Origin of the sequence: Nocardioides sp., assembly GCF_035576065.1 — a bacterium.
Taxonomy (GTDB): Bacteria; Actinomycetota; Actinomycetes; order Propionibacteriales; family Nocardioidaceae; genus Nocardioides.
On record NZ_DATLWX010000030.1, the window covers coordinates 36,877 to 57,783 of the forward strand.

Below are 20,907 nucleotides of genomic sequence, written 5' to 3' on the forward strand. Positions count from 1 at the left end.
CGGTGAGGCGGTGGCTGACGCTCGCGCTGCTCGCCGCAGGCCCGGTCCTCGTGGTCGGCGTGTTCTTCGTGCTGCCGGTCAGTGGCATGGTCGCGCGGGGGTTCTGGGCCGACGGAGCCTTCGATCCCGGCGGTGTCCTCCAGGTGCTGACCCGGCCCCGGGTCGTCCGCGTCGCCTGGTTCACGGTCTGGAGCGCGGGGGCCGCCACGGTGATCTCCGTCCTGCTCGGGCTCCCGGCGGCCTTCGTGCTGCATCGCCTGGCGCTGCCGGGTCGCAAGATCATCCGGGCGGCGTTGCTGGTGCCGTTCGTGCTGCCGACCGTGGTGGTCGGGGTCGCGTTCAGGTTGCTCCTCGGCGAGGCCGGACCTCTGGGCTTCCTCGGGCTCGACGGCACACCGGTGGCCATCGTCGCCGGACTGGTCTTCTTCAACCTCGCGGTCGTGATCCGCGCGGTCGGCGCAGCCTGGGAGTCCCTCGACGTCAGGCCCGCCGAGGCGGCGGCGGCGCTGGGCGCCTCCCCGTCGCAGGTGTGGTGGACGGTGACCCTGCCGGCCCTGCGCCCGGCCATCGTCTCGGCGGCCAGCATCGTCTTCCTCTTCTGCGCCACCGCGTTCGGCATCGTGCTGACGCTCGGCGGCGTGCGCTACGCGACGGTCGAGACCGAGATCTATCTGCTGACGACCACCTTGTTCGATCTCCAGGCCGCTGCCGCCCTGTCCGTGCTCCAGCTGGTCGTCGTGGTCGCCCTGCTCGGGCTCGCGGCGAGGCTGCGGGCCGTCCCGGACCCGACGGCCGATCGTTCCTCGTCCCGTCCGCGGCGGATCCGTCGCGGTGACGGGCCCGCTCTGGTCGCCACGGCGTTGGTGCTGGGGCTCGTCGCGGCCCCGATCGTGACGCTGGTGCTGGGCTCGTTCCGCACCGAGGCGGGCTGGTCGCTGGGCAACTACCGGGCACTCTCCGGTGTCGGCAGCAACGACGCGCTGCTGGTGCCGGTGACCGAAGCGCTGCTCACGTCGGTGCGGACCGCCGTCGATGCGACCTGGATGGCTCTGATCATGGGACTGGCCGTGGCCGTGCTGGTCACGCGTCGCTCCCAGTCGCGGCCCGAGCGGCGGGTGCGTGGCCTGCTCGACGGCTTCTTCATGCTGCCGCTGGGCGTGAGCGCCGTGACCCTGGGCTTCGGCTTCCTGATCACCCTCGACCGCCCACCCGTCGACCTGCGCGACTCGGCCCTGCTCGTGCCGATCGCGCAGGCGCTCGTGGCGCTGCCCCTCGTCGTACGCACGCTCGTCCCTGTCCTCGCCGGGATCGACGACCGCCAGCGCCAGGCGGCGGCCTCGCTCGGAGCGTCTCCGTGGCGGGCGCTGCTGACGGTCGACCTGCCGGTCGTGTGGAAGCCGCTGCTGGCGGCCAGCGGCTTTGCCTTCGCCGCGTCGCTGGGCGAGTTCGGTGCCACGTCGTTCCTGGCCCGGGACGACAACCCGACCGTGCCGATCGTGATCTTCCGGCTCATCGGCCACCCGGGCGAGCTCAACTTCGGGATGGCTCTCGCCGCCTCGGTCGTGCTGGCCGGGACGACGGCGATCGTGATGCTCGCGGTCGAGCGGCTGCGCGTGCCGAGCGTGGGAGCCTTCTGAGGTGTTGGCACTCACGGACGTCTCAGTGGCCTACGACGGTGTCGTGGCCGTCGACGACGTGTCCCTCGAGATGCCGGAGGGATCCATCCTCGCGGTGCTCGGCCCCTCGGGGTGCGGCAAGTCCACGTTGCTGCGTGCCGTGGCCGGCCTGGAGCCGCTCACCTCCGGCAGCATCTCCTTCGACGGCCGCGTCGTCGATCGGTTGCCCACCCACAAGCGGGGCTTCGCGCTGATGTTCCAGGACGGCCAGCTCTTCGCGCACATGACGGTCGCCCGTAACGTCGGCTACGCCCTGCGCCTGCGCCGTCGACCCAGCCCTCAGCGTGTCGACGACCTCCTGTCGCTCGTCGGCCTCGAGGGGTACGCCGACCGCCTGCCAGCGACGCTGAGCGGCGGCGAGCGCCAGCGGGTCGCTCTGGCGCGGGCCCTGGCCGTGGAGCCGAGGCTGCTGCTCCTCGACGAACCGCTCTCCGCGCTCGACGCGGGTCTTCGCGAGCGGCTGGCGGTCGACCTGCGCAAGATCCTGCACGCGGCCGGGACCACGGCGCTGATGGTCACCCACGACCACGACGAGGCCTTCCAGGTCGCCGACCAGCTCGCGGTCATGCGGGCGGGCCGGGTCGTCCAGTCGGGCGCGATCGATGCCGTGTGGTCGGCTCCGGTTGACGAGGAGACTGCGCTGTTCCTCGGCTACGCCCGGGTGCTGTCCGGGTCCCCGGCGGCGACGGTGCTGGCGGCGGTCCGGTCCGGATGCGAGCGCCCCGTGAGCCCCCCGAGTCTCGCCCTACGCCGCTCCGCCCTCGTGGCCGACGAGCACGGTCCGCTCATCGGCACGGTCGAGTCGGCGAGGGCCACCCCCGAGGTGCTGCGGCTCGTCGTCGACGTACGTGATGTTGGCCTCATCGACGCCGTCGCTGCTCGGGACAGCCACTGGGGTCCGGGCCAGACGGTCCGGCTCAGCGTCGATCCGGCCCGGATCGCCCGCGTCGGCAAATCCGAGCAGTCACGAACGACTGCCTAGACTGACGGCCGTGTATCGCCCCGCCTACGCCCTCCTCATCGGGGTCGCCACCCTCATGGGCTTGCTGGCGCTCGTTGCTGCGATCACCCTGGACCGGAAGCTGGTCGACCCGGAGGGCTTCCTCGGCCCGTCGTGGCTGCGGCTGCCGCTGCTGGTGGCCGGAGCCTTCATGCTCGACATGCTGCCCCGATCCCTGTGGGCCTCGCGGATGAACCCCAAGCTGATCCCGGGCATCGTGCGGGAGCGGGTGCGCACGCACTGGACCCGCGAGCGACTGATCCTCGTGGTCTCGGGCCTGGTGTGCTTCTACGTCACCTACGTGAGCTACCGGAACCTCAAGTCCTTCCTCCCCTTCATCATGGGTCCGGAGAAGTACGACCGCGAGCTCCACCTGATGGACCGGGTGCTGTTCTTCGGCAACGAGCCGGCCACCGTGCTCCACACCATCTTCGGCACCGGCGTGAGTGCCCACGTGCTGTCCTCGATCTACCTGTGGTTCCTCCCGCTCGTCCCCCTCGCGCTCGCCGCATGGCTCGTCTGGTCGCGCAACATCACCTTCGGCTACTGGTTCGCCACGTCCCAGTGCCTGGCGTGGACGCTGGGCACTGCGTCCTACTACGCCCTGCCGACGCTCGGCCCGGGCTTCCAGTACCAGCACCTGTACCGCGACCTCGCCGACACGGGCTCCGGCTCGTTGATGGACACGCTCTACTACGCGCGCCAGGGCGTCATCGTGGACGGCACCGTGGGTGCTGTGCAGTCCGTCGCCGGCTTCGCCAGCCTGCACGTCGCGATCACCCTGCTGGTCGCCCTGATGGTGCAGTACACCCTGCGCAGCCGGATCCTGCACTGGGTCTTCTGGATCAACTTCGTCATCACCGTCATCGCCACCCTCTACTTCGGCTGGCACTACATCGCCGACGACATCGCCGGTGTCGCCATCGCCCTCGTCTCGTTCTGGCTCGGCGGTCTGGCCAGCGGCCAGAAGTTCGACCGTGGCGGCCTGGCCTCGCACCCGACGTCGACCACGTCCAAGGTGCCCGTCGAGGTCGACGAGCGCGTCTAGCTCGACGGCGCCTCGGCATCCAGCGGCGTACGGCGAGGACCTCGATCCCGCTCCGCGCGGGCGGTGCGTGAGTCAACTTTTCCGACGCGCCGAAAGCTGGCTCACTGACCGCTGGCGAGTCCTACAGGCGTGTTCCGGGAATTACATTCTTGTAGTTCGCAAGTCGACACGCCGTGGCCCCGTGTAATTTTTGGGAAAGTTGTTCCCTTTGGGGCTCCTGAGCACTAGCGTGCCTCGAGTGTCACCGGTGAAAGGGAAGTCACCGGTGGCCATCTACTGTCAAGGGGAACCACCGTGCAAGCCCTGTCTGCGTCTGCGCCACGTCGATCGTCGGTCCACTGGATCCTGGCGGCGACGTTGAGCCTGACCCTCGTCGGCGGGGCGCTTGGGGCGGTCGGGACGGTCACGGTCGCCTCCGCGGACGAGGGAGTCCCGTCCCAGCAGGACGTTGCTGCGGCGGGGGCGGCCGCAGACGAGGCTGCCAGGGACGTGTCCGCCGTACGCGCCGAGCTGGCCGTCGCCAACGAGCGCGTGCGCTCGTCCGCCGTGTCCGCAGCCCAGGCTGCCGAGGCGTACAACGGTGCACGATGGGCGGCCGACCAGGCCCGCAAGGCCGCGGCCGCAGCCACCGAGGCAGCAGTCACCGCCGAAGAGGACCTGGAGTCGAGCCGTGGGGTGTACGCCGCCTCGCTGCTCGACAGCTACCAGCTCAGCTCGGAGCTGCAGGGCTTTGCGGCCGTCGTCGAGGCCGACGGCATCGAGTCCGTCCTGGACACCTCCGCGACGTTGCAGGCGACCGAGGAGATCCTCGACAGCAAGTACGACGCCTTCAGCGCCGCCGCCACGCTGACGACCGTGGCCGACGAGCGAGCCGAAGCGGCGCTGGCCGCGGCCGAGGAGCTCGAGGATCAGGCTGCCGAGGCCCGCGAGGGTGCAGCCGCAGCGGAGGCATCAGCCGGCGCCCAAGCCGCGGAGGTCGCCCGGACCAGGACCGAGCTGATCCAGGAGCTGGCCGAGCTCCAGGGCACCAGCTACGCCCTTGCAGAGGCACGCCAGGCCGCGCTGGAGAAGAAGGCTGCTGAGGCTGCAGCGCGCGCCGCTGAGCAAGCCGCCGAGCAGGCTGCCGCGGAAGCCGCCGCAGAGGCTGCCGCCGAGGCAGCGGCCCAGAAGGCCGCCGAGGAGGCCGCGGCGACGGCGACCCCGACGCCCTCCCCGACTCCGAATCCGAGCCCCAAGCCGACGGTGACGCCGACCGCGACCCCCACCGCGACCCCCACCGCGACCCCCACCGCGACACCGACCCCGACGAAGGCGCCGGTCCCCACGCCGACGCGGACGCCCACGCCGACGCCGACCCCGACGCCGACGCCGACCCCGACGCCGACGCCGCCCGCGCCGACCGGTGACGCCGCCGCTGCCATCGCCTTCGCCACTGCGCAGATCGGTGACCCCTACAAGTGGGGCGCGTCCGGCCCGAATGCCTGGGACTGCTCCGGCCTGACGGCGGGGGCATGGGCAGCCGGCGGCAAGTCCCTGCCCCACTACTCGGTCGCGCAGTACACCGGGTCCACGGCGATCACCGCGGCGGACCTGGTCCCCGGAGACCTCGTCTTCTGGGGCTCCAGCTCGAGGTCGTCCTCGATCTACCACGTCGCCCTCTACGTCGGCGACGGTCAGATCATCCACGCCCCGCGCACCGGTCGCCCGGTCGTGAAGGAGTCGATGTACTCCTGGACGACGCCGAACTTCTTCGCCCGGCCCTGACGGCGGTGCCACAGCCACATTCCCGGCGCGAGAAATGTGGCTCACTCACCGCTGGTGCGGCGACACGTTCGCCAGGCCCTGACGGCGGTGCCACAGCCACATTCCCGGCGCGAGGAATGTGGCTCACTCACCGCTGGTGCGGCGACCCGCGTCACCGCCGAGAGCTGAGCGAGGGGTCAGGCTGTCAGCCGGACGGCGGCGCGACCTTCGCCGCCAGCTTCGCCGCCAGCTCCTCGGGGTCGAGGGTCCCGGCCAGGATCCGGGTCGTCGGCCACTGGGAGGTGTCGAGCCCCGAGAGCCGGTCGAAGACGGCCAGGTCTGCGGCGTACAGCTCAGCCAGGGACGCCAGGTCGGCGCCGGTCGGAGCCGTCCCGGTCACCAGCTCGGCTCCCGCATAGCGGTTGCGCAGGGGAGGGTGCTCCCGGAAGCGGGGCAGGCCCAGGTGGTCGGTGGCGCGGTCCACGGAGGCGTCGAAGTCGCTGAGCATCGCGCGGAACTCGAGCAGCAGCCACTGCGCGGGGTCGAAGACCGAGAACCCGCGCTCGAGCTGCGCGCCGTAGTAGCCGCGGGCGATGCCGGACATGTGCTTGTAGCGCATCGGCTTCACGTCGGTGGGCACGGAGGTCGGCAGGGACGTCGGGCGGAACTCGGTCAGGAAGACCGGCCAGTCAGGCCAGTCGGGGTGCCGGGTGCGCAGCATCGTCCAATGGGAGAAGAGTCGCTCGATGGGGTCGCGGAAGACGGCGATCAGCGGCAGGTCCGGGTCGTAGGCGCGCATGCGCTCGAGCGCGTGGGGCCAGAAGAGGTAGACCGGGGTCGAGTCGCCGACCATCGTGTGCACCTTGGCCCGTCGCGGAGCGGTGTAGTCGCGCTCGTAGTCGGGGTGGGCCCAGTCGTAGCCCTCGTCGTTGAAGAAGTGGGCCTCCTTGCGGGGAGGCCGGCAGACGAGACGGTGCTGGCTGATCGTCCCGGACAGGGTGGAGGTGCCGCTCTTCTGCACCCCGACGATGGAGAAGTTGTAGCGCATCCGTCCCAGATCGGTCTCGGGCTCGGGACGGTTCACGCGCGCGAGGCTACCTTGTGGGGCATGCCTACGACTGACGCTGTCGACCCCGTGACCGACGCCGGAGACCTCCAGCCCACGGAGGAGCAGCGATCCGAACCGACCGAGGTCCGAGCCGGCTACGTGCAGCCGGTCGTCGACGTGCCGGCCCTGAAGACACTCCTCGACGGCAAGTACGCCGATGAGCGCGACCTCGTCCGCAAGAACCTCGCCGAGCACCGTCAGATCCTGCTCGACGAGGAGACGATGACCACGGCCGAGTTCCGTGACCGCGTCCGCGACGTCGTCGTCGAGATGGCCGGCACCGGCCAGACCGGGATGGGCTTTCCGACCGAGTACGGCGGCGGCGGCGACATCGGCGCCTCGGTCGCGGCCTTCGAGACGCTCGCCTTCGGCGACCTCAGCGTGCTCGTCAAGGTCGGCGTGCAGTTCGGGCTCTTCGGCGGCGCGATCCTCCAGCTCGGCACGAAGGTGCACCACGACGCCTACCTGGCCGACCTGATCACCGGCCGGCTGATGGGCTGCTTCGCCATGACCGAGACCGGTCACGGGTCCAACGTCCAGGCGCTGGGGACCACTGCGACGTACGACACCGCGACCCAGGAGTTCGTCATCACCACCCCGGACGACGCGAGTCGCAAGGACTACATCGGCAACGCCGCAGCGCACGCAGACGTCGCCGCCGTCTTCGCCCAGCTCGAGATCGACGGCGAGGGCCGGGGCGTGCACGCGTTCGTCGTGCCTCTGCGGGAGGACGGCGAGGTCCTGCCGGGCGTCCGTATCGAGGACTGCGGCCACAAGATGGGCCTCAACGGAGTCGACAACGGCCGGATCTGGTTCGACGGCGTGCGGGTGCCGCGGGCCAACCTCCTCAACCAGTTCGCCGACGTCACCGCGGACGGTGTCTACGAGAGCTCGATCGACAATGCCAACCGCCGCTTCTTCACCATGCTCGGCACCCTGGTCCAGGGCCGGGTCTGCGTGGGTGGCGCCGGGATCAACGCGTCCAAGGTCGCGCTGACGATCACGACGAAGTACGCCGCGCGACGCCGCCAGTTCGAGGCGACGGACCCGGAGGTGGAGCAGCTGATCCTCGACTACGGCATGCACCAGCGACGGCTGTTCCCGCTGCTCGCCCGCACCTATGCGTTGCACTTCGCGCAGGAGTACGTCGCAGGCGCGCTCCACGACGTCTTCAGCGGGCTCACCGACGACGACCAGGCCCGGCGCCGGCTCGAGGCCCGGGCTGCCGGGACGAAGGTCCTCGGCACCTGGCACGCGACCCGGACGATCCAGGAGTGCCGCGAGGCCTGCGGAGGCGCGGGCTACCTCAGCGCCAACCGCTTCACCGCGTTGAAGGCCGACACCGACGTCTTCACCACCTTCGAGGGCGACAACCACGTCCTGCTCCAGCTTGTCGCCAAGGGCCTCCTGACCGACTACTCGAGCGAGTTCGAGGACATGGACCAGTTCGGGATGGTCAAGTTCGTCGCCGGCCTCGCCGTCGAGACCGTGCTCGAGAGGACCAGCGCGCACAAGCTCTTCCAGCGGATCAAGGACGTGCTGCCGGGCGGTGACGAGTGGGACCAGGAGGCCGGCCTGCTCGACTCGAACTACCACCGCGCCATGCTGCGGTTCCGTGAGGAACACATGCTCGGCGGCGTGGCCCGCCGGCTCAAGCGCGGCATCGACCAGGGGATGAACCCCGGCGAGGTCTTCTCGCGCGTGCAGGACCACGTCATCGGAGCGGCGCGGGCCCACGTCGAGCGCATGGTGCTGGACTCCTTCATCGAGAAGACCCGCGCGTTGCCCGACGGCGACCAGAAGGTCGCGCTGAACCTCCTGTGCGACCTGCACGCGCTGAGCACGATCGAGGCCGACCGCGCCTGGTTCATGGAGCACGGTCGGCTGTCCAGTGCCCGCTCCAAGGCCATCAGTCGCGAGGTCAACGACCTGTGCCGCAAGATCAGGCCGCTGGCCGTCGACTTCGTCGATGCCTTCGGGGTGCCGCCGGAGATGCTGCGCAGCGAGGAGCTGCTCGGCTGAGTGTCCTGCACTCCCCACGACCGGCAATACAGATCTGGCCCGCGCCACATCGAGAGCCTCTATACAGGACCTCGACGAGGGGTGGCACCAGTGAGCGGATCCACTGTCCAGCACCAGATCCTGGCCGCTGTCACCGACATCGGCCAAGCACTGAAGTCGGTCGCCGACACCAACGCGACGTTCATGGCCACCGCCGACAAGGCGACTGCTCTGGTCGAGCTGTCGCAGATTGAGGCGAGGGTCAGCGAGCTTCGGTTGCGGATTCTCGTCGACGCCGGGGACGTTGCCGAGGCGACCGGTGCACGCGACGCAGCAGCGTGGCTGGCGCACGCGACGCACGCCCGGTTCGAGGACGCCCACGCCGACCTGCGTCTCACGACCTCCCTCGACCGCGCCTGCGGGCCGTCGCGGCTGCGCTCCGCAAGGGCGCAGCCAACCCCACCCAGGCCCGCGTCATCGTCCGTGCCCTCGACGCCCTGCCCGACGAGGTCCCTGCCGAGGTGACTGCCGTCGCGGAGCAGGCGCTGGTGGGCTACGCGGCCGACTTCGGACCCCGTGAGCTCGTCCGGCTCGGTCGCCACATCCTCGAGGTCGTCGCCCCCGACCTGGTGGATGCCGCCGAGGGGCGACGGCTCTAGAAGCTTGAGGCTGAGGCCCGCCGGCACCCACGGCGGCGACGCCACCACCGTCATCGTCGCCATCACCCTCGACGGCCTGCGCACCGACCTCGCCGCAGCGGGACTGCTCGGAGGTGGACTCGTGCCGGGCGACGACAACATCGGCGACACGCTGTCGGCCGCGCAGGCACGGCGGCTGGCCTGTAGCGCCAAGATCATCCCCGCCGTCCTCGGCGGCAAAGTCCGAGGTCCTCGACCTCGGCAGGGCCAGGCGTCCCCTGGACCCTCGGAGGTCACACCGACCTCGTCAACGCCGTGCTGCTCTGCAGCCACCATCACCATCGCGCCCACGACACCGCATACCTGACAGAGCGACTACCCAATGGAGACGTCCGGTTCAGCCTGAGACCATAGCCTGCGTCCGGGTCGCTCGGTCGAGAGCCGGTGGACGCCCCCCTCACCGGACAATCCGTCCGGACGGCCTATACGGACAAACCCTCGCCCGCAGGCCGCATGGCCCGCGTCTGTCCGGTGAGGTTCGGGTTACGAGACGTCCGGAGCCGAGAGTCGGACGCCAAGGCGCGCTGTCAGTCTTTGAAACGTTCCCATGCTGCCTGACGGCTCACGCCGCAAGCAGTGCCAATGTCGTCCCAGGTCGCGCCTCCGTCACGCGCGGCACGGACGGCCTTCCGCTGCCACTTCTCCAATGTGCGGTGACTCTCTTGGATACCCGCAATGACACGCATTGGGTCGGACTTCCAGCCATCCTCAACAGTGAGGGTGACGCTGACAAGCGGCTCGACGCTTGTCGTCTGGCTGGTGTCTGTCATCTGAATTTCGTCCATGCGTCAAGGTTCCCTGACAGACAACAATCTGTCAAGCAGCCCTGACAAGCCCACCGCACCCCATCCGCGCCAGCAGGCTGCGACGAGCCGCCCGGCTCTGCCGCGACCCGCGGCTCATTCCCGAAACCCGATCGTCACGCGGAGGAGTGAGCCCCGGCTCATGACAGGAGTCCCAGTACTGCTGGCGGGCTGCATGGCGTGGATGACCACCTCGTCGGCAGCCGACAACGACAGAACCGCCCTGGACGCCACAGTGGTCGGTTTCCCGGGTGACCTGGTACTTCGGCTTATGCGGTTGCCGCGGTCCCGCTGTGGTGCCTACGGTGGATGCGTCGGAGAACCCGTCACGACAGATCCCAGGAAGAGGCATCGAGATGCGAGCAACGCACGCGCCCGTCCGCATCCGCCTCCTCGAAGGGACCCAGCGTGCAGCCCCGCTCCTCATCCGATCGCTCGCTCAACCTCGGCATCCTCGCTCACGTCGACGCCGGTAAGACCACCCTCACCGAACGCCTGCTCCACCTCGCCGGGGTCATCGATCGCCCCGGGTCGGTCGACGCCGGCACGACGCAGACCGACAGCCTCGACCTCGAGCGCCGTCGCGGCATCACCATCAAGGCCGCCGTCGTGGCGTTTCCCCTCGACGACCTCGTCGTTAACGTCATCGACACGCCCGGGCACCCCGACTTCATCGCCGAGGTCGAGCGCGTGCTCGGGGTGCTCGACGGTGCCGTGCTGGTCCTCTCAGCGGTCGAGGGCGTGCAGCCCCAGACCCGGATTCTGATGCGGGCGCTGCAGCGGCTCGGCGTACCGACGCTACTGTTCGTCAACAAGATCGACCGAGCGGGCGCGGACGTTGACGCGGTCCTCGACGCGATCCGGTCCCGGCTCACGCCGGACGTCCTACCCATGGGGACGACTGCCGGCCTCGGCGGCCGGACCGCGGCCTTCACCGCTTACGCCACCGACGACCCCGCGTTCCGCGAGCGCGAGACAGTGGCGCTCGCCGAGCACGACAACGCCCTGCTCACCGCGTACGTCGAGGGGCGGGAGCCGACGGCCGCTGAGCTGGCGTCCTCGGTCGCCGAGCAGACTCGCGCGGGCCGGCTGCACCCGGTGTTCGCGGGGTCGGCGGCCACGGGCGCGGGCGTCGCCGACTTGGTGGAGGGCATCGCCGCGTTCCTGCCGCCCGCGGACCTGGACGTCGACGGTCCCGTCTCGGGCCGGGTGTTCAAGGTCGACCGCGGTCCAGCGGGTGAGAAGGTCGCCTACGCTCGGCTGTTCGCCGGCGAGCTCCGGGTCCGCCAGCAGCTCGAGCTGACCGGCGGCCGGTCGGGGAAGGTCGCCGGCATCGAGGTGTTCGGGCATGGCCAGTGGGCACGCGCCACCAAGGCGCGGTCGGGCCAGGTCGCTCGGTTGCTCGGGCTCGGTGCGGTTCGCGTTGGCGACGGCTTTGGCGCGTCGGCGCGGGCGGAGGAGCACCAGTTCCCGCCGCCGACGCTCGAGGCGTCCGTCGAGGCGCTGGACCCCGCCCAGCGTTCCAGCCTCCGCGTCGCGCTGGCCCAGCTGGCGGACCAGGATCCCCTGATCGCGGCCCGCACCGACCAGGACGGCCGCCCGACCGTGTCGCTCTACGGCCGGGTGCAGCAGGAGGTGATTGCCGCGACGCTGGCCGAGGAGCATGGCATCGAGGTCGAGTTCTCCGAGGCCAGCGTGCTGCACATCGAGCGTCTGCGGCGGGTCGGGACCGCGATCGAGCGGTTCAACACCCCGTCCAACCCCTACGGCGCCACCATCGGGATTCGCCTCGCCCCCGCCGCCCCCGGGAGCGGGGTCGTCCTCGACCTCGACGTCGCGCTGCGCGACCTGCCGCTGTTCCTCTTCAAGACCGTCGACCACTTCACCGCTGTGATGAGGCAGCACGTCGACCGCGCGCTGGCGCGCGGCCTCTCGGGCTGGGCGGTCACGGATTGCCGAGTGACGCTGACAGAGGTGGGCTACACGTCGTGGGACGGCCCGCCGTCGCAGCGCGGCGATCTGCCGACGGCCTTGGACTATCGCAAGCTGACCCCCCTCGTCGTACGCCAGGCGCTGGCCGCGGCGACGACGCAGGTCTGCGAGCCGGCGCTCCGCGTCGACCTGGAGGTGCCGACCAGCGACGCCCCGCAGCTACTCCGACTGCTCGGCCGGTGGGGCGCCGAAGTCGCCGGCCAGACTGCGGCCGGGGACCTCACCCGGCTTGACGTCCGGCTGCTCGCCGCCCGGTTGCACGACCTACAGCACCAGCTGCCGGACCTGACCGGCGGCGAAGGCGTGCTCGAGGCGCGCTTCGACGGCTACCGGCCCGTCCGAGGGCGGGGACCGGTCCGGCGACGCTGATCAGCTCGCCCGCCGCGATCGAACCGCGTACCGGTGATGATGCCTGGCACCGCTGGGGCTCTGTCGCCGGTCTGGGTGAAGAAGGGATCCGGAACTGGCTGGACTTTGGTGCGGCCACCACTTGGGCGAACCTGACCGACGCTCAGCGAGAGCGCATCGAGGCATCGCTGGGGCGAGCGCATCTAGACGACGAACGTCGACGGACCGTCGCGTTTCACGCCGGCATCAAGCCCGCGCCCGCGCCACCCCGCATTGCCGACCTCACCGCCGCAGGCGACCCCGTCCGGCACCGACACCTCGAGTGACGGACGAAGGAAGCGGCGAAGGTGGCCGTTCGCCAATGGCTCCAAGTAGACGAGTGAGACGCAAACCCGGCAATCTGCTGTAGGTCTTGACGCGCGTGGTCGGACGTCCCGCTCGTCGAACCGCGATCGGTACAAGCTCCGGGGCGTGGGGCAGTGCGCCGGCGGCTGTGCGCGTTGTCCCGCAGACGTTCGGCATACGAGACTCGGCAGGGAGGAACCCAGCGCAGGATCGCGGACTTGGCCTTGGTGCCAGGCGCGCGAATCGCTGGCCGCCGCGCACGGGTCGCGCCAGTAGCTCGACACACGGCGAGCCGCCCCCTGGGGTCGGGTACGAGAGCGAGATCGCACATCTCTCTTGAGAAGGACCGGCCAGCGGGGGGCGCCGGGTTGGGTGGTCAGGATCGGTGGGGAGACACAGCGAGGTGCACCGCGAACCCGCCGAGAAGCGAGCCGGTGATCCAGCGTTGCAGGCGTTGTGCAATCGGTCGCGCGCTGAAGAGGGCGGCCACCCAGGCCGCGGCGAGCACCCAGCCGGCGTTGACCGTGACGGCTACGGCGATCTGCACCAGCCCGAGCATCAGCAGTTGCAGCGAGGCTGGTGCGGCGGGGTCGATGAACTGTGGGAGTAGCGCGGCGTACATCAGCGCGATCTTCGGGTTGAGCAGGCATGTGGTCAGGCCCATGACGAACAGTCTCCGCGGTGAATGCGGTTTCGTGCCCGTGTCGGGTGTGAACATGTTGCGACCCCCAGGACGCAGAATGCTCCAGGCCAGATACAGCAGGTAGGCGGCACCGAGCAGCTTCACAACGGTGAAGAGGGCGGGCACAGCCGCGAACAGGGCGGCGAGACCAGCGGCGGTCGCCATCAGGTAGGCGAGAAATCCGCAGGCTACGCCGGCGAGCGAGATTAGACCCGCACGCCGGCCCTGGGACAGTGACCGCGACACGAGATAGATCATGTTCGGGCCTGGAGTGATGACTAGGCCGAACGCGATTGCCGCAACTGCGAGGACGGCACCGAGACTGATCACGGGGTTACCGTACGTGAAGAGCGTGACGTCGGCGCCAGGCAATCCAAGGCGAGGTAGAGCGCCAGGTCGGCGGCCGCGGCGGCTCGGAGACTGACGCCAGTTCCGCAAGCGAATCCGGGTACGGGACTGACCTTGGAGTTGGCCTACGAGTCGGTCACAGCGGTCAACCAGCGCCGGAGTTCCATGCCCAGACCAACGGGCACGTCGAGATGGACGAGATGACCGGCACCGGGCAGCAGGGTGAGCGTGCTCGCTGGGATCGCAGCCTGCAGGCGGTGAGCACGGTCTACCGGAATCCAGGTGTCGTCCTCACCCCACACGATGTGGGTCGGGACGGCGATGGCGCCGAGGAGCGGTTCGAACTCGGCGGTGAAGGACTCGTCGGCTTGCTCGATCTGGCGGTAGAAGGCGGCTTGTCCCTCGTCGTCGCACCAGGGCTCTGCAAGCATGGCCAGGTCCTCCACGCGGAGACCGCGCCGGCTCGCGCCGGCGATGTAGGCCTCCAGCGCACCGCGATGCACGGTTGCGGGCAGCTGTGTGAAGACGGCCGCGTTCTCCTTGACGAGGGCGAAGAATGGCGAGCCCCACGGCCGTAGCGCGACGACGTCGACAAGGCAGAGCGACGCGTAGGGCACGTGGTGCAGTAGATGCGTGCGAAGAGATACGGCGCCGCCGTAGTCGTGCGCGATGACATGTGGTCCGTCGACGCCCCAATGCTCGAGCAAAGCGGTGAAGGCGGCAGCCTGCACGTCCAGATCGACGTCGTGCTCGGCGTCCTTCGACGAGGCGCCGTAGCCGGGCATGTCCCACAGGTAGACGGTGAAGTTGGTCGCCAGCGCGTCGGCGAACGGCGACCAGAGCGCCGATGACCACGGCGTGCCATGGCAAAAGATCACAGCCGGACCGGAGCCACGGCAAGCCCACGCGATGCGCCGAGCCCGCCAGTTGAACTCCTGATCAAGCATCACCGGCCAATCGTCGCAGAAGAGGTTTCAGTGTCCGGCTGAGGATCCCGCACCGGGTCACTCCGCGAGCCCATCCCGAACTGGTGACGATCCGTCATCAGACTGCCTCCGACGGGTGAAGGTCGGCTCCGAAAATCAGTGCTGGACCACCGAGCTTGTGGACCTCGCGCTCGAACGCCAGACCGATCTTGGTTGCGACACCCTGGGACGCCATGTTGTCCGGTCGAATGATCGCGACTAGGTGCTCGACTCCGAGGCCACGAGCGGTCTCGCGCACCGCTCCAGCTGCCTCGGCGGCGTACCCCCGGCGGCGCAGGGCACTGCGAACGTGCCATCCGACCTCAACCAGCCACTCACCCTCCACCTCCTGCATGGTCAGACCGCAGTCCCCGACGAACTCTCCGGCATGGGTCTCAGTCACCCACAGCCCGAATCCGTGCTGGGTGTAGTTGCGGCGCGTCCGCGCGATCCAGCCCTCGGAGCTGGCGCCAGGGAAAAGTTCCAACGTGGCGATGTCGGCTAGATCGGCCTCTGCCATCTCGCGGAATCGGATCCTCGTCGTCGGGGGTGGAAACATCCGAGCACTGTAGAGCGTCTCGCTCTACGGGCGGTACGAGCAGTTCTCGCCGTTCACGACCGGGAGGTGCGTCGCCACAACGAGGGGTCCCTGCATCTGCTCATCGCGCCAGACGAGGTCGCCGACACCCTGCTCGATGTCGCCGCCCACCTTGTCAAGCGCCACGCCAAGTCGACCCTCGCCCGCAAGGCCATCGGGCTTGCGCTCGGGCCCCGTCAGTGTCCACAGACGGATCGGTTTCCGGTGATGACCCCTGCCCAGGCTTCCGTGAGGGCGCACTGCGGGTCGCCGTTCGAGGCGTTAGGCTGTGCAGGCGCGGCCGGGGCCGCCGCTGGTCCGCAGGTAGGACGTGACGTCCACCCCGACGCTGTAGCGAGAGCCGGACGACCTTCTGCCCTCCCAGCCCGGCACGCGGACCGACGGGCGCTTTCACGGAAGGTGGACCTTCGTGGCCACTACGCATCGCATCCTGCCCCCGTCGCCCGACCTCGAGCAGCTGCGTCGCGACGCAAAGTCGCTGCTCAAGGCACTGCAAGCCGGAGATATCTCCGCCCGCGCCCGGGTCCACGCGGTGGCAAGCGGTCTCCCGGTTCGCCTGAGCACAGCCCAGCTCGTCGTTGCCCGCGAGTACGGCGTCGACTCGTGGCCGCAACTCAAGGAATTGGTCGACCGCGTGGTCGCCCAGGGCACGCGCTACGACGTCATTGGACACGGCTACGCGGCTTACCGCCGGCCCGACCCGCGGATCGCCGCTGCCATCCACGACGCCCTGGGCGACGCCCGAACGGTGCTTAACATCGGCGCGGGCACCGGCTCCTACGAGCCGACAGACCGGCCGGTTCTCGCAGTCGAGCCCTCGACCGCGATGGCCCAGCAGCGTCCGGCGCACCTGCCGCCGGCAGTGCGTGCCGTCGCTGAGAGCCTGCCGCTCGCCGACCAGTGCGTCGACGCCTCGATGGCGATCATGACGATCCAGCACTGGACCGACTGGCGTCGGGGTCTGACCGAGCTGCGACGCGTGACGCGCCGCAGGATTGTGCTCCTCACCATCGACGTCGCCGCCGAGGCAGACATGTGGCTTTTCGCAGACTACGCACCGCAATTCCTTACCAACGACAGCGCAGAGTTCCCCCTCCCCGAGGTCATGGCGTCTTTCCTCGAGGTACTGGTCGACGTGCGGGTCGTGCCGGTTCCTGCCGACTGCACCGATGGGATGGGCCTGTCCTTCTGGAGCCGGCCCGAGACCGTCCTTGACCCCGGCGCGCGCCGGGCGACCAGCGGCTTCGCGCGAATGGACGACGACGAGGAGCAGGCCATCGTCGACCGGCTGGCCGCCGACCTCAGCAGCGGGGCGTGGGACGAGCAATACGGTCGTCTGCGCATGCTGAGCGAGCTCGACGTCGGTCTGCGCCTGGTGGTCGCCGAACTGGGGTGACGTCGCTCCATCCAATCTCGGCGGCCAGCGGCGGCTTACGGCCAGTGCCTGCGCTCCGCTCAACGAACGGCTATCGGCTCCGCGGGCAGGCACCTGCAACATGCGGCGCCGGTCCCTTTCGGGACGGGACGGACGCCTCTCGATGCTCTGTGTCTGTCTACTTCACCGCGATGACGTCGACGGTCTTGATGTCGGGGCCGGTGGCGAGCAGGTCCGGTCCGATCTGACCCAGGGCCGCCGGGATCTGGCCGTTGAGGTGAGCCTGACGACCCTCCTCACCCTCGAACGTGTCGAAGATGCCGTACGTCGTGTCGCTGATCTTGAAGGCGTACCACGTCACCGTGCCGTCTTCGGCGACAGCGAGCTCGCGTCCCTGCTTCAAAAATTCGCCTAACGCGTCCCCCTTGCCGGCCTTGGCCTCCAGCAGGGCGAGCAGTCCTCGGTCGACAGCCATGGGTGGTTCCTCTCGTCGGTGTCTCTCGACACTACTGGGTCACCTGCGCCGGGGCTCGTCCACGTCGGGCGGTCCCCTCCTGGGCCTGCTCCGGGTTGCCCCCCTGCACTCACAGCATTCGTATGCTCGCCACGAACAGTTTGGGGCCACCCTCGACAAGCCGCGGCTGCACCTTCAGCGCCACCATCACTTCGGTCCCGTCAGACCGGGACATCGGGACGTCTATCCACTTGTCGAGGAGCACGTCACGGCCATGGGTGACGTGCAACGTCATACCGGCGATGTGAGCCTGGTGGAAACGAGCCGGGATGAGCATCAAGATACGCCGTCCGAGTAGTTCCGACTCGTCCGCATAACCCAAGAACTGCACCGCCGTGGCGCTTGCGGCGACGATCACGCTTGCCTGGCTCATCGCGATCAGCGGCTCGGCGGACGCAGCGAGCTTGCGCGCGGCGATCGCCACGGCCGCCTCCGGGTCGGGCGGCACGAAGACATCGGTCAGGGCCCGCCACGCGACGGGGCGAGCGCCTCGAGCCTGGCCCGCGATCTCGCTGCAAAGCCAGCCGCGCATCTCGGAGATTTCTGGCTGTGTGGGCGGACCGAGCAGCAAACCGTCTCGCGCCGCGACCAACGCCCGCGCCAGCGTGTTGTCGAGGACTTCGAATTCCCTCAGCGACGACGAGGGAAGGTGAAGCACGACCTGGGCCGCAGTCACGCCCGGCTCGACCGAGCTGGCCATGAGCGCCCCGGGATCGGTGGGCAGGTGAGGGACAGGAAGCTGCTCGCTCAACGTGCTGAGAGCGGCGCTGGCGCAGGCGTGGTGATCCAGTGCCTGGGGGTCCACCTCGAGCGTGAGGAGCAGGTACTCGCGCAGCAGTGTGGCCGCGTGCTCCTGCCAGGCCCAATGCATCAGCAGGGGTACGTCGAGCAGCGTGACCTCGACCGTGTCGACAGGCGGAGCCGTGGTGACCTCGAGTCGCGAGTGCCCTTCCGGCATCTGCCCGATCTCGAACCACACCACCTTGCCGTGCTCAGTCCTGGTCACGCTCAACCGGTCGACGTGCTCCTCGACGATCAGGATGCCCCTGCCGGTGCCGGCACTCGCCGACCAGCCCCGCATCACCGGGAGGTGACGACTGCCGTCCTCGACCTCGACGCGCACAGCAGCACCGTTGGCGACGATGCGCACACAGACGTCCGTGCCGGCATGGACCACAGCGTTGGTCACGAGCTCGGAGACCGCCAGCACAGCTGAGTCACGCAGCTCAGCGTCACCGGTCCCGCACAGCGCCTCACGGACTGCGCGGCGGGCACGGCCGACCGTCTGAGCCTCAGGGGGAAGCGTGAGCTGGGTCGTCGTCGCGACTGCGGACATGCCGATCATCAGCCTTCCTGGGGTCGCCCACCCGGGGGAAGTGCGCGGCCACTCGTACAACGACGCACGCGTCTGGAAGTCACTCCCGTGACGAGTGCGGGATCGTCTTTGAGCGATGACCGGTCCCACCATTCAGGTTGCGCCGGAGATGCTGCGCAGCGCCGATCTCATCGGCTGACCTGTCACAGATCTGCTTCGGCCGGTGTCTTGATGGCACCGAACCGATCAGAGGAGATGACATGCCCAGCAACTTCCGCATCCCGAAGGCTCCACCGACGGGCGCCTACGCCCGCGTCATGACCGTGGTCGCTCAGCGCATGTGGGGCGAGGTCCCCGACAACGCGCACGTCCTCCTGCACAACAAGCCGGTGCTCAAGGCGGTCTTCGGCTTCGAGGGCAAGGTCGCCAAGTGGAAGGCGTTGGACCCGGACCTCAAGACGTATGCCGTGATGGCCAGTGCCGCCACGATCGGCTGCTCGTGGTGCCTCGACTTCGGCTACTTCCTGGCTCACAACGACGGTCTCGACCTCGCCAAGATCCGCGAGGTGCCCCGGTGGCGCGACTCGGACGTCTTCTCCGACCTCGAGCGTGACGTCATGGCGTACGCCGAAGCGATGACTGTCACCCCGCCCGAGGTGACCGACGAGATGGTCGCCAGCCTCGCTACGGCGCTGGGTCACGAGGCGGTGGTGGAGCTGACGATGATGGTGGCGGTCGAGAACCAGCGCTCGCGCTTCAACTCCGCGATGGGTCTGGCGAGCCAGGGCTACTCCGACCGCTGCGAGCTCGCGCCACTCGCCGTACCCTCCCAGTCGTGAGCCGCACGGACGCCTTCGTCTCCCACCGCAACCTGCTCTTCACCGTCGCCTACGAGATGCTCGGCTCAGCGGCCGACGCGGAGGACGTGCTGCAGGAGGTCTGGCTGCGGTGGGCCGAGGTGACCGAGGCGGTGCTCGACGAGCGTGCCTACCTCGTGCGGGTCACGACCCGGCTCTCGCTCAACCGGATGCGGACCGCGGCGCGCCGGCGGGAGGAGTACGTCGGTCCCTGGCTGCCCGAGCCGTTGCTGACGGCACCCGACGTCGCCGAGGACGTGGAGCTCGCCGACAGCGTGTCGACCGCGATGCTGCTCGTCCTCGAGACGCTCCCACCGGTCGAGCGGGCGGTGTTCGTGCTGCGCGAGGTGTTCGACGTGTCGTACGCCGAGATCGCCGCGGCCGTCGACAAGACGGAGCCCGCCGTACGCCAGATCGCCCACCGGGCCCGGTCGCACGTCGAGGCGCGCCGGCCCAAGAACAAGGTCCCCCAGAGGGTGGCCAGCGAGGTGCTGGAGAGGTTCATGATCGCGACGGCGACGGGAGACCTGCAGAGCCTGATGGACGTGCTGGCGCCCGACATCGTGCTCATCACCGACGGTGGCGGGCAGAAGCAGGCGGCGCTGCGGCCGATCCTGGGCGTGGAGAAGGTGCTGCGCTTCCTGGCGGGCGTCTACGACGCCTCGAGCACCGCCGACGTGGTGATGGTCAACGGCGCGTCCGCGCTACGGCTGGAGCTCGACGGCGAGCTGGAGGCGGTCGCCACCTTCACCGTCGCGGACGGCGTCGTCACTGCGGCATACATCGTGCGCAACCCGCACAAGCTGGCCCGTCTCGACGGTCAGGTGCGAGCGCTCACCCGCTGAGGGGCGAGATGCTCAGTGCCCGCCGGTGGTCTTCAGGCGTGCGAAGGACGCACGGACCTCGGCCTCGGCCTCCTTGCGACCGACCCAGTTGGCGCCCTCGACGGACTTGCCGGGCTCGAGGTCCTTGTAGACCTCGAAGAAGTGCTGGATCTCCAGGCGGTCGAACTTCGAGACGTCCTCGATGTCCTGGAGGTGCTGGAGCCGCGGGTCGTGGGAGGGGACGCACAGGACCTTGTCGTCGCCGCCGGCCTCGTCGGTCATGCGGAACATCCCGATCGCGCGGCACTCGATGAGGCAGCCCGGGAAGGTCGGTGCCTGGAGGAGGACCAGCGCGTCCAGCGGGTCGCCGTCCTGCCCGAGGGTGTTCTCGATGAAGCCGTAGTCCTCGGGGTAGGCGGTCGAGGTGAAGAGCATCCGGTCCAGCCGGAGCCGGCCCGTCTCGTGGTCGACCTCGTACTTGTTGCGCGAGCCCTTCGGGATCTCGATGAGTACGTCGAACAGCAGCTGCCCGTCCGTCGAGGGGCGAAGCTCCGCCTGGCTGATCTCGTCGCGGACGTCGTCGGCTACCTGCTCGTCGGGCACTGTCTTCTCCTGGGGCGCGTGGAATGTTCGGCGCTAGTGTCGCGCACAATGGCGGCAAACGACC

21 protein-coding genes are annotated in these 20,907 nt (G+C 69.4%); 12 read left to right on the forward strand and 9 right to left on the reverse strand.

The window, feature by feature from the left end; all coding sequences use genetic code 11:
• The first annotated feature begins 2 nt into the window (after positions 1-2).
• The 4 genes from VNJ48_RS13990 (at position 3) to VNJ48_RS14005 (ending at position 5,488) form a co-directional block, all read left to right on the forward strand.
• Positions 3-1,637, forward strand: a complete 1,635-nt coding sequence (locus VNJ48_RS13990; RefSeq protein WP_325603117.1) for an iron ABC transporter permease — start codon at positions 3-5, stop codon at positions 1,635-1,637.
• Between the two features lies 1 nt (position 1,638).
• Positions 1,639-2,658, forward strand: coding sequence for an ABC transporter ATP-binding protein (locus tag VNJ48_RS13995; RefSeq protein ID WP_325603119.1), 1,020 nt, complete (start codon positions 1,639-1,641; stop codon positions 2,656-2,658).
• Between the two features lie 10 nt (positions 2,659-2,668).
• Entirely contained in the window at positions 2,669-3,724 is a 1,056-nt protein-coding gene (locus VNJ48_RS14000; protein WP_325603121.1) for a phosphatase PAP2 family protein, read from the forward strand.
• A gap of 294 nt (positions 3,725-4,018) precedes the next feature.
• Positions 4,019-5,488, forward strand: coding sequence for a C40 family peptidase (locus VNJ48_RS14005; RefSeq protein WP_325603123.1), 1,470 nt, complete (start codon positions 4,019-4,021; stop codon positions 5,486-5,488).
• A gap of 184 nt (positions 5,489-5,672) precedes the next feature.
• Here VNJ48_RS14005 and VNJ48_RS14010 read toward each other — a convergent pair whose 3' ends face one another.
• Positions 5,673-6,551 (reverse strand): sulfotransferase domain-containing protein, encoded by an 879-nt coding sequence (locus VNJ48_RS14010; RefSeq protein ID WP_325603124.1) that lies wholly within the window; start codon positions 6,549-6,551, stop codon positions 5,673-5,675.
• 24 nt (positions 6,552-6,575) lie between these two features.
• Here VNJ48_RS14010 and VNJ48_RS14015 point away from each other — a divergent pair, with 24 nt between their 5' ends.
• The 4 genes from VNJ48_RS14015 to VNJ48_RS14030 all read left to right on the forward strand — a co-directional run bounded on the left by VNJ48_RS14015 (position 6,576) and on the right by VNJ48_RS14030 (position 9,581).
• A complete protein-coding gene (locus tag VNJ48_RS14015) occupies positions 6,576-8,597 on the forward strand; it encodes an acyl-CoA dehydrogenase (protein ID WP_325603126.1) in 2,022 nt (673 codons plus the stop codon).
• Positions 8,598-8,687: 90 nt separating this feature from the next.
• On the forward strand, positions 8,688-9,101 hold the full coding sequence (locus tag VNJ48_RS14020) for a hypothetical protein (protein WP_325603426.1): 414 nt from the start codon (positions 8,688-8,690) through the stop codon (positions 9,099-9,101).
• Complete coding sequence (locus VNJ48_RS14025) at positions 8,993-9,235, forward strand: DUF222 domain-containing protein (RefSeq protein WP_325603405.1); 243 nt, start codon at positions 8,993-8,995, stop codon at positions 9,233-9,235. Before VNJ48_RS14020 ends, VNJ48_RS14025 begins: the two co-directional genes overlap by 109 nt.
• 4 nt (positions 9,236-9,239) lie before the next feature.
• Entirely contained in the window at positions 9,240-9,581 is a 342-nt protein-coding gene (locus tag VNJ48_RS14030) for a hypothetical protein (RefSeq protein WP_325603128.1), read from the forward strand.
• A gap of 220 nt (positions 9,582-9,801) precedes the next feature.
• Here the strand turns inward: VNJ48_RS14030 and VNJ48_RS14035 are convergent, their stop codons facing one another.
• Entirely contained in the window at positions 9,802-10,059 is a 258-nt protein-coding gene (locus VNJ48_RS14035) for a hypothetical protein (RefSeq protein WP_325603130.1), read from the reverse strand.
• A 426-nt stretch (positions 10,060-10,485) separates the two neighbouring features.
• Here VNJ48_RS14035 and VNJ48_RS14040 point away from each other — a divergent pair, with 426 nt between their 5' ends.
• Positions 10,486-12,438 carry a translation factor GTPase family protein gene (locus tag VNJ48_RS14040; RefSeq protein WP_325603132.1) on the forward strand — a complete coding sequence of 651 codons (1,953 nt, stop codon included), beginning with the start codon at positions 10,486-10,488 and terminating at the stop codon, positions 12,436-12,438.
• Between the two features lie 700 nt (positions 12,439-13,138).
• Here VNJ48_RS14040 and VNJ48_RS14045 read toward each other — a convergent pair.
• The 4 genes from VNJ48_RS14045 to VNJ48_RS14060 all read right to left on the reverse strand — a co-directional run bounded on the left by VNJ48_RS14045 (position 13,139) and on the right by VNJ48_RS14060 (position 15,481).
• Positions 13,139-13,774, reverse strand: coding sequence for a LysE family translocator (locus VNJ48_RS14045; RefSeq protein ID WP_325603133.1), 636 nt, complete (start codon positions 13,772-13,774; stop codon positions 13,139-13,141).
• A gap of 143 nt (positions 13,775-13,917) precedes the next feature.
• Entirely contained in the window at positions 13,918-14,670 is a 753-nt protein-coding gene (locus VNJ48_RS14050; RefSeq protein ID WP_325603135.1) for an alpha/beta hydrolase, read from the reverse strand.
• Between the two features lie 166 nt (positions 14,671-14,836).
• The gene (locus VNJ48_RS14055) at positions 14,837-15,316 is read right to left on the reverse strand and encodes a GNAT family N-acetyltransferase (protein ID WP_325603137.1); all 480 of its coding nucleotides are present in this window, start codon (positions 15,314-15,316) and stop codon (positions 14,837-14,839) included.
• A 24-nt stretch (positions 15,317-15,340) separates the two neighbouring features.
• Positions 15,341-15,481 (reverse strand): hypothetical protein, encoded by a 141-nt coding sequence (locus VNJ48_RS14060; protein WP_325603139.1) that lies wholly within the window; start codon positions 15,479-15,481, stop codon positions 15,341-15,343.
• A gap of 283 nt (positions 15,482-15,764) precedes the next feature.
• On the opposite strand from VNJ48_RS14060, the gene VNJ48_RS14065 reads away from it, so the two are divergent.
• A complete protein-coding gene (locus tag VNJ48_RS14065; protein ID WP_325603141.1) occupies positions 15,765-16,751 on the forward strand; it encodes a class I SAM-dependent methyltransferase in 987 nt (328 codons plus the stop codon).
• 157 nt (positions 16,752-16,908) lie between these two features.
• On the opposite strand, the gene VNJ48_RS14070 is transcribed toward VNJ48_RS14065, so the two are convergent.
• Entirely contained in the window at positions 16,909-17,205 is a 297-nt protein-coding gene (locus tag VNJ48_RS14070; protein ID WP_325603143.1) for an antibiotic biosynthesis monooxygenase, read from the reverse strand.
• 109 nt (positions 17,206-17,314) lie between these two features.
• On the reverse strand, positions 17,315-18,589 hold the full coding sequence (locus tag VNJ48_RS14075) for an ATP-binding protein (protein WP_325603144.1): 1,275 nt from the start codon (positions 18,587-18,589) through the stop codon (positions 17,315-17,317).
• Positions 18,590-18,819: 230 nt separating this feature from the next.
• On the opposite strand from VNJ48_RS14075, the gene VNJ48_RS14080 reads away from it, so the two are divergent.
• The gene (locus VNJ48_RS14080; RefSeq protein WP_325603146.1) at positions 18,820-19,398 is read left to right on the forward strand and encodes a carboxymuconolactone decarboxylase family protein; all 579 of its coding nucleotides are present in this window, start codon (positions 18,820-18,822) and stop codon (positions 19,396-19,398) included.
• Positions 19,395-20,261 (forward strand): RNA polymerase sigma-70 factor, encoded by an 867-nt coding sequence (locus VNJ48_RS14085; protein ID WP_325603148.1) that lies wholly within the window; start codon positions 19,395-19,397, stop codon positions 20,259-20,261. Before VNJ48_RS14080 ends, VNJ48_RS14085 begins: the two co-directional genes overlap by 4 nt.
• Before the next feature lie 12 nt (positions 20,262-20,273).
• Here VNJ48_RS14085 and VNJ48_RS14090 read toward each other — a convergent pair whose 3' ends face one another.
• On the reverse strand, positions 20,274-20,765 hold the full coding sequence (locus tag VNJ48_RS14090; protein ID WP_325603406.1) for an inorganic diphosphatase: 492 nt from the start codon (positions 20,763-20,765) through the stop codon (positions 20,274-20,276).
• Between the last annotated feature and the right edge of the window lie 142 nt (positions 20,766-20,907).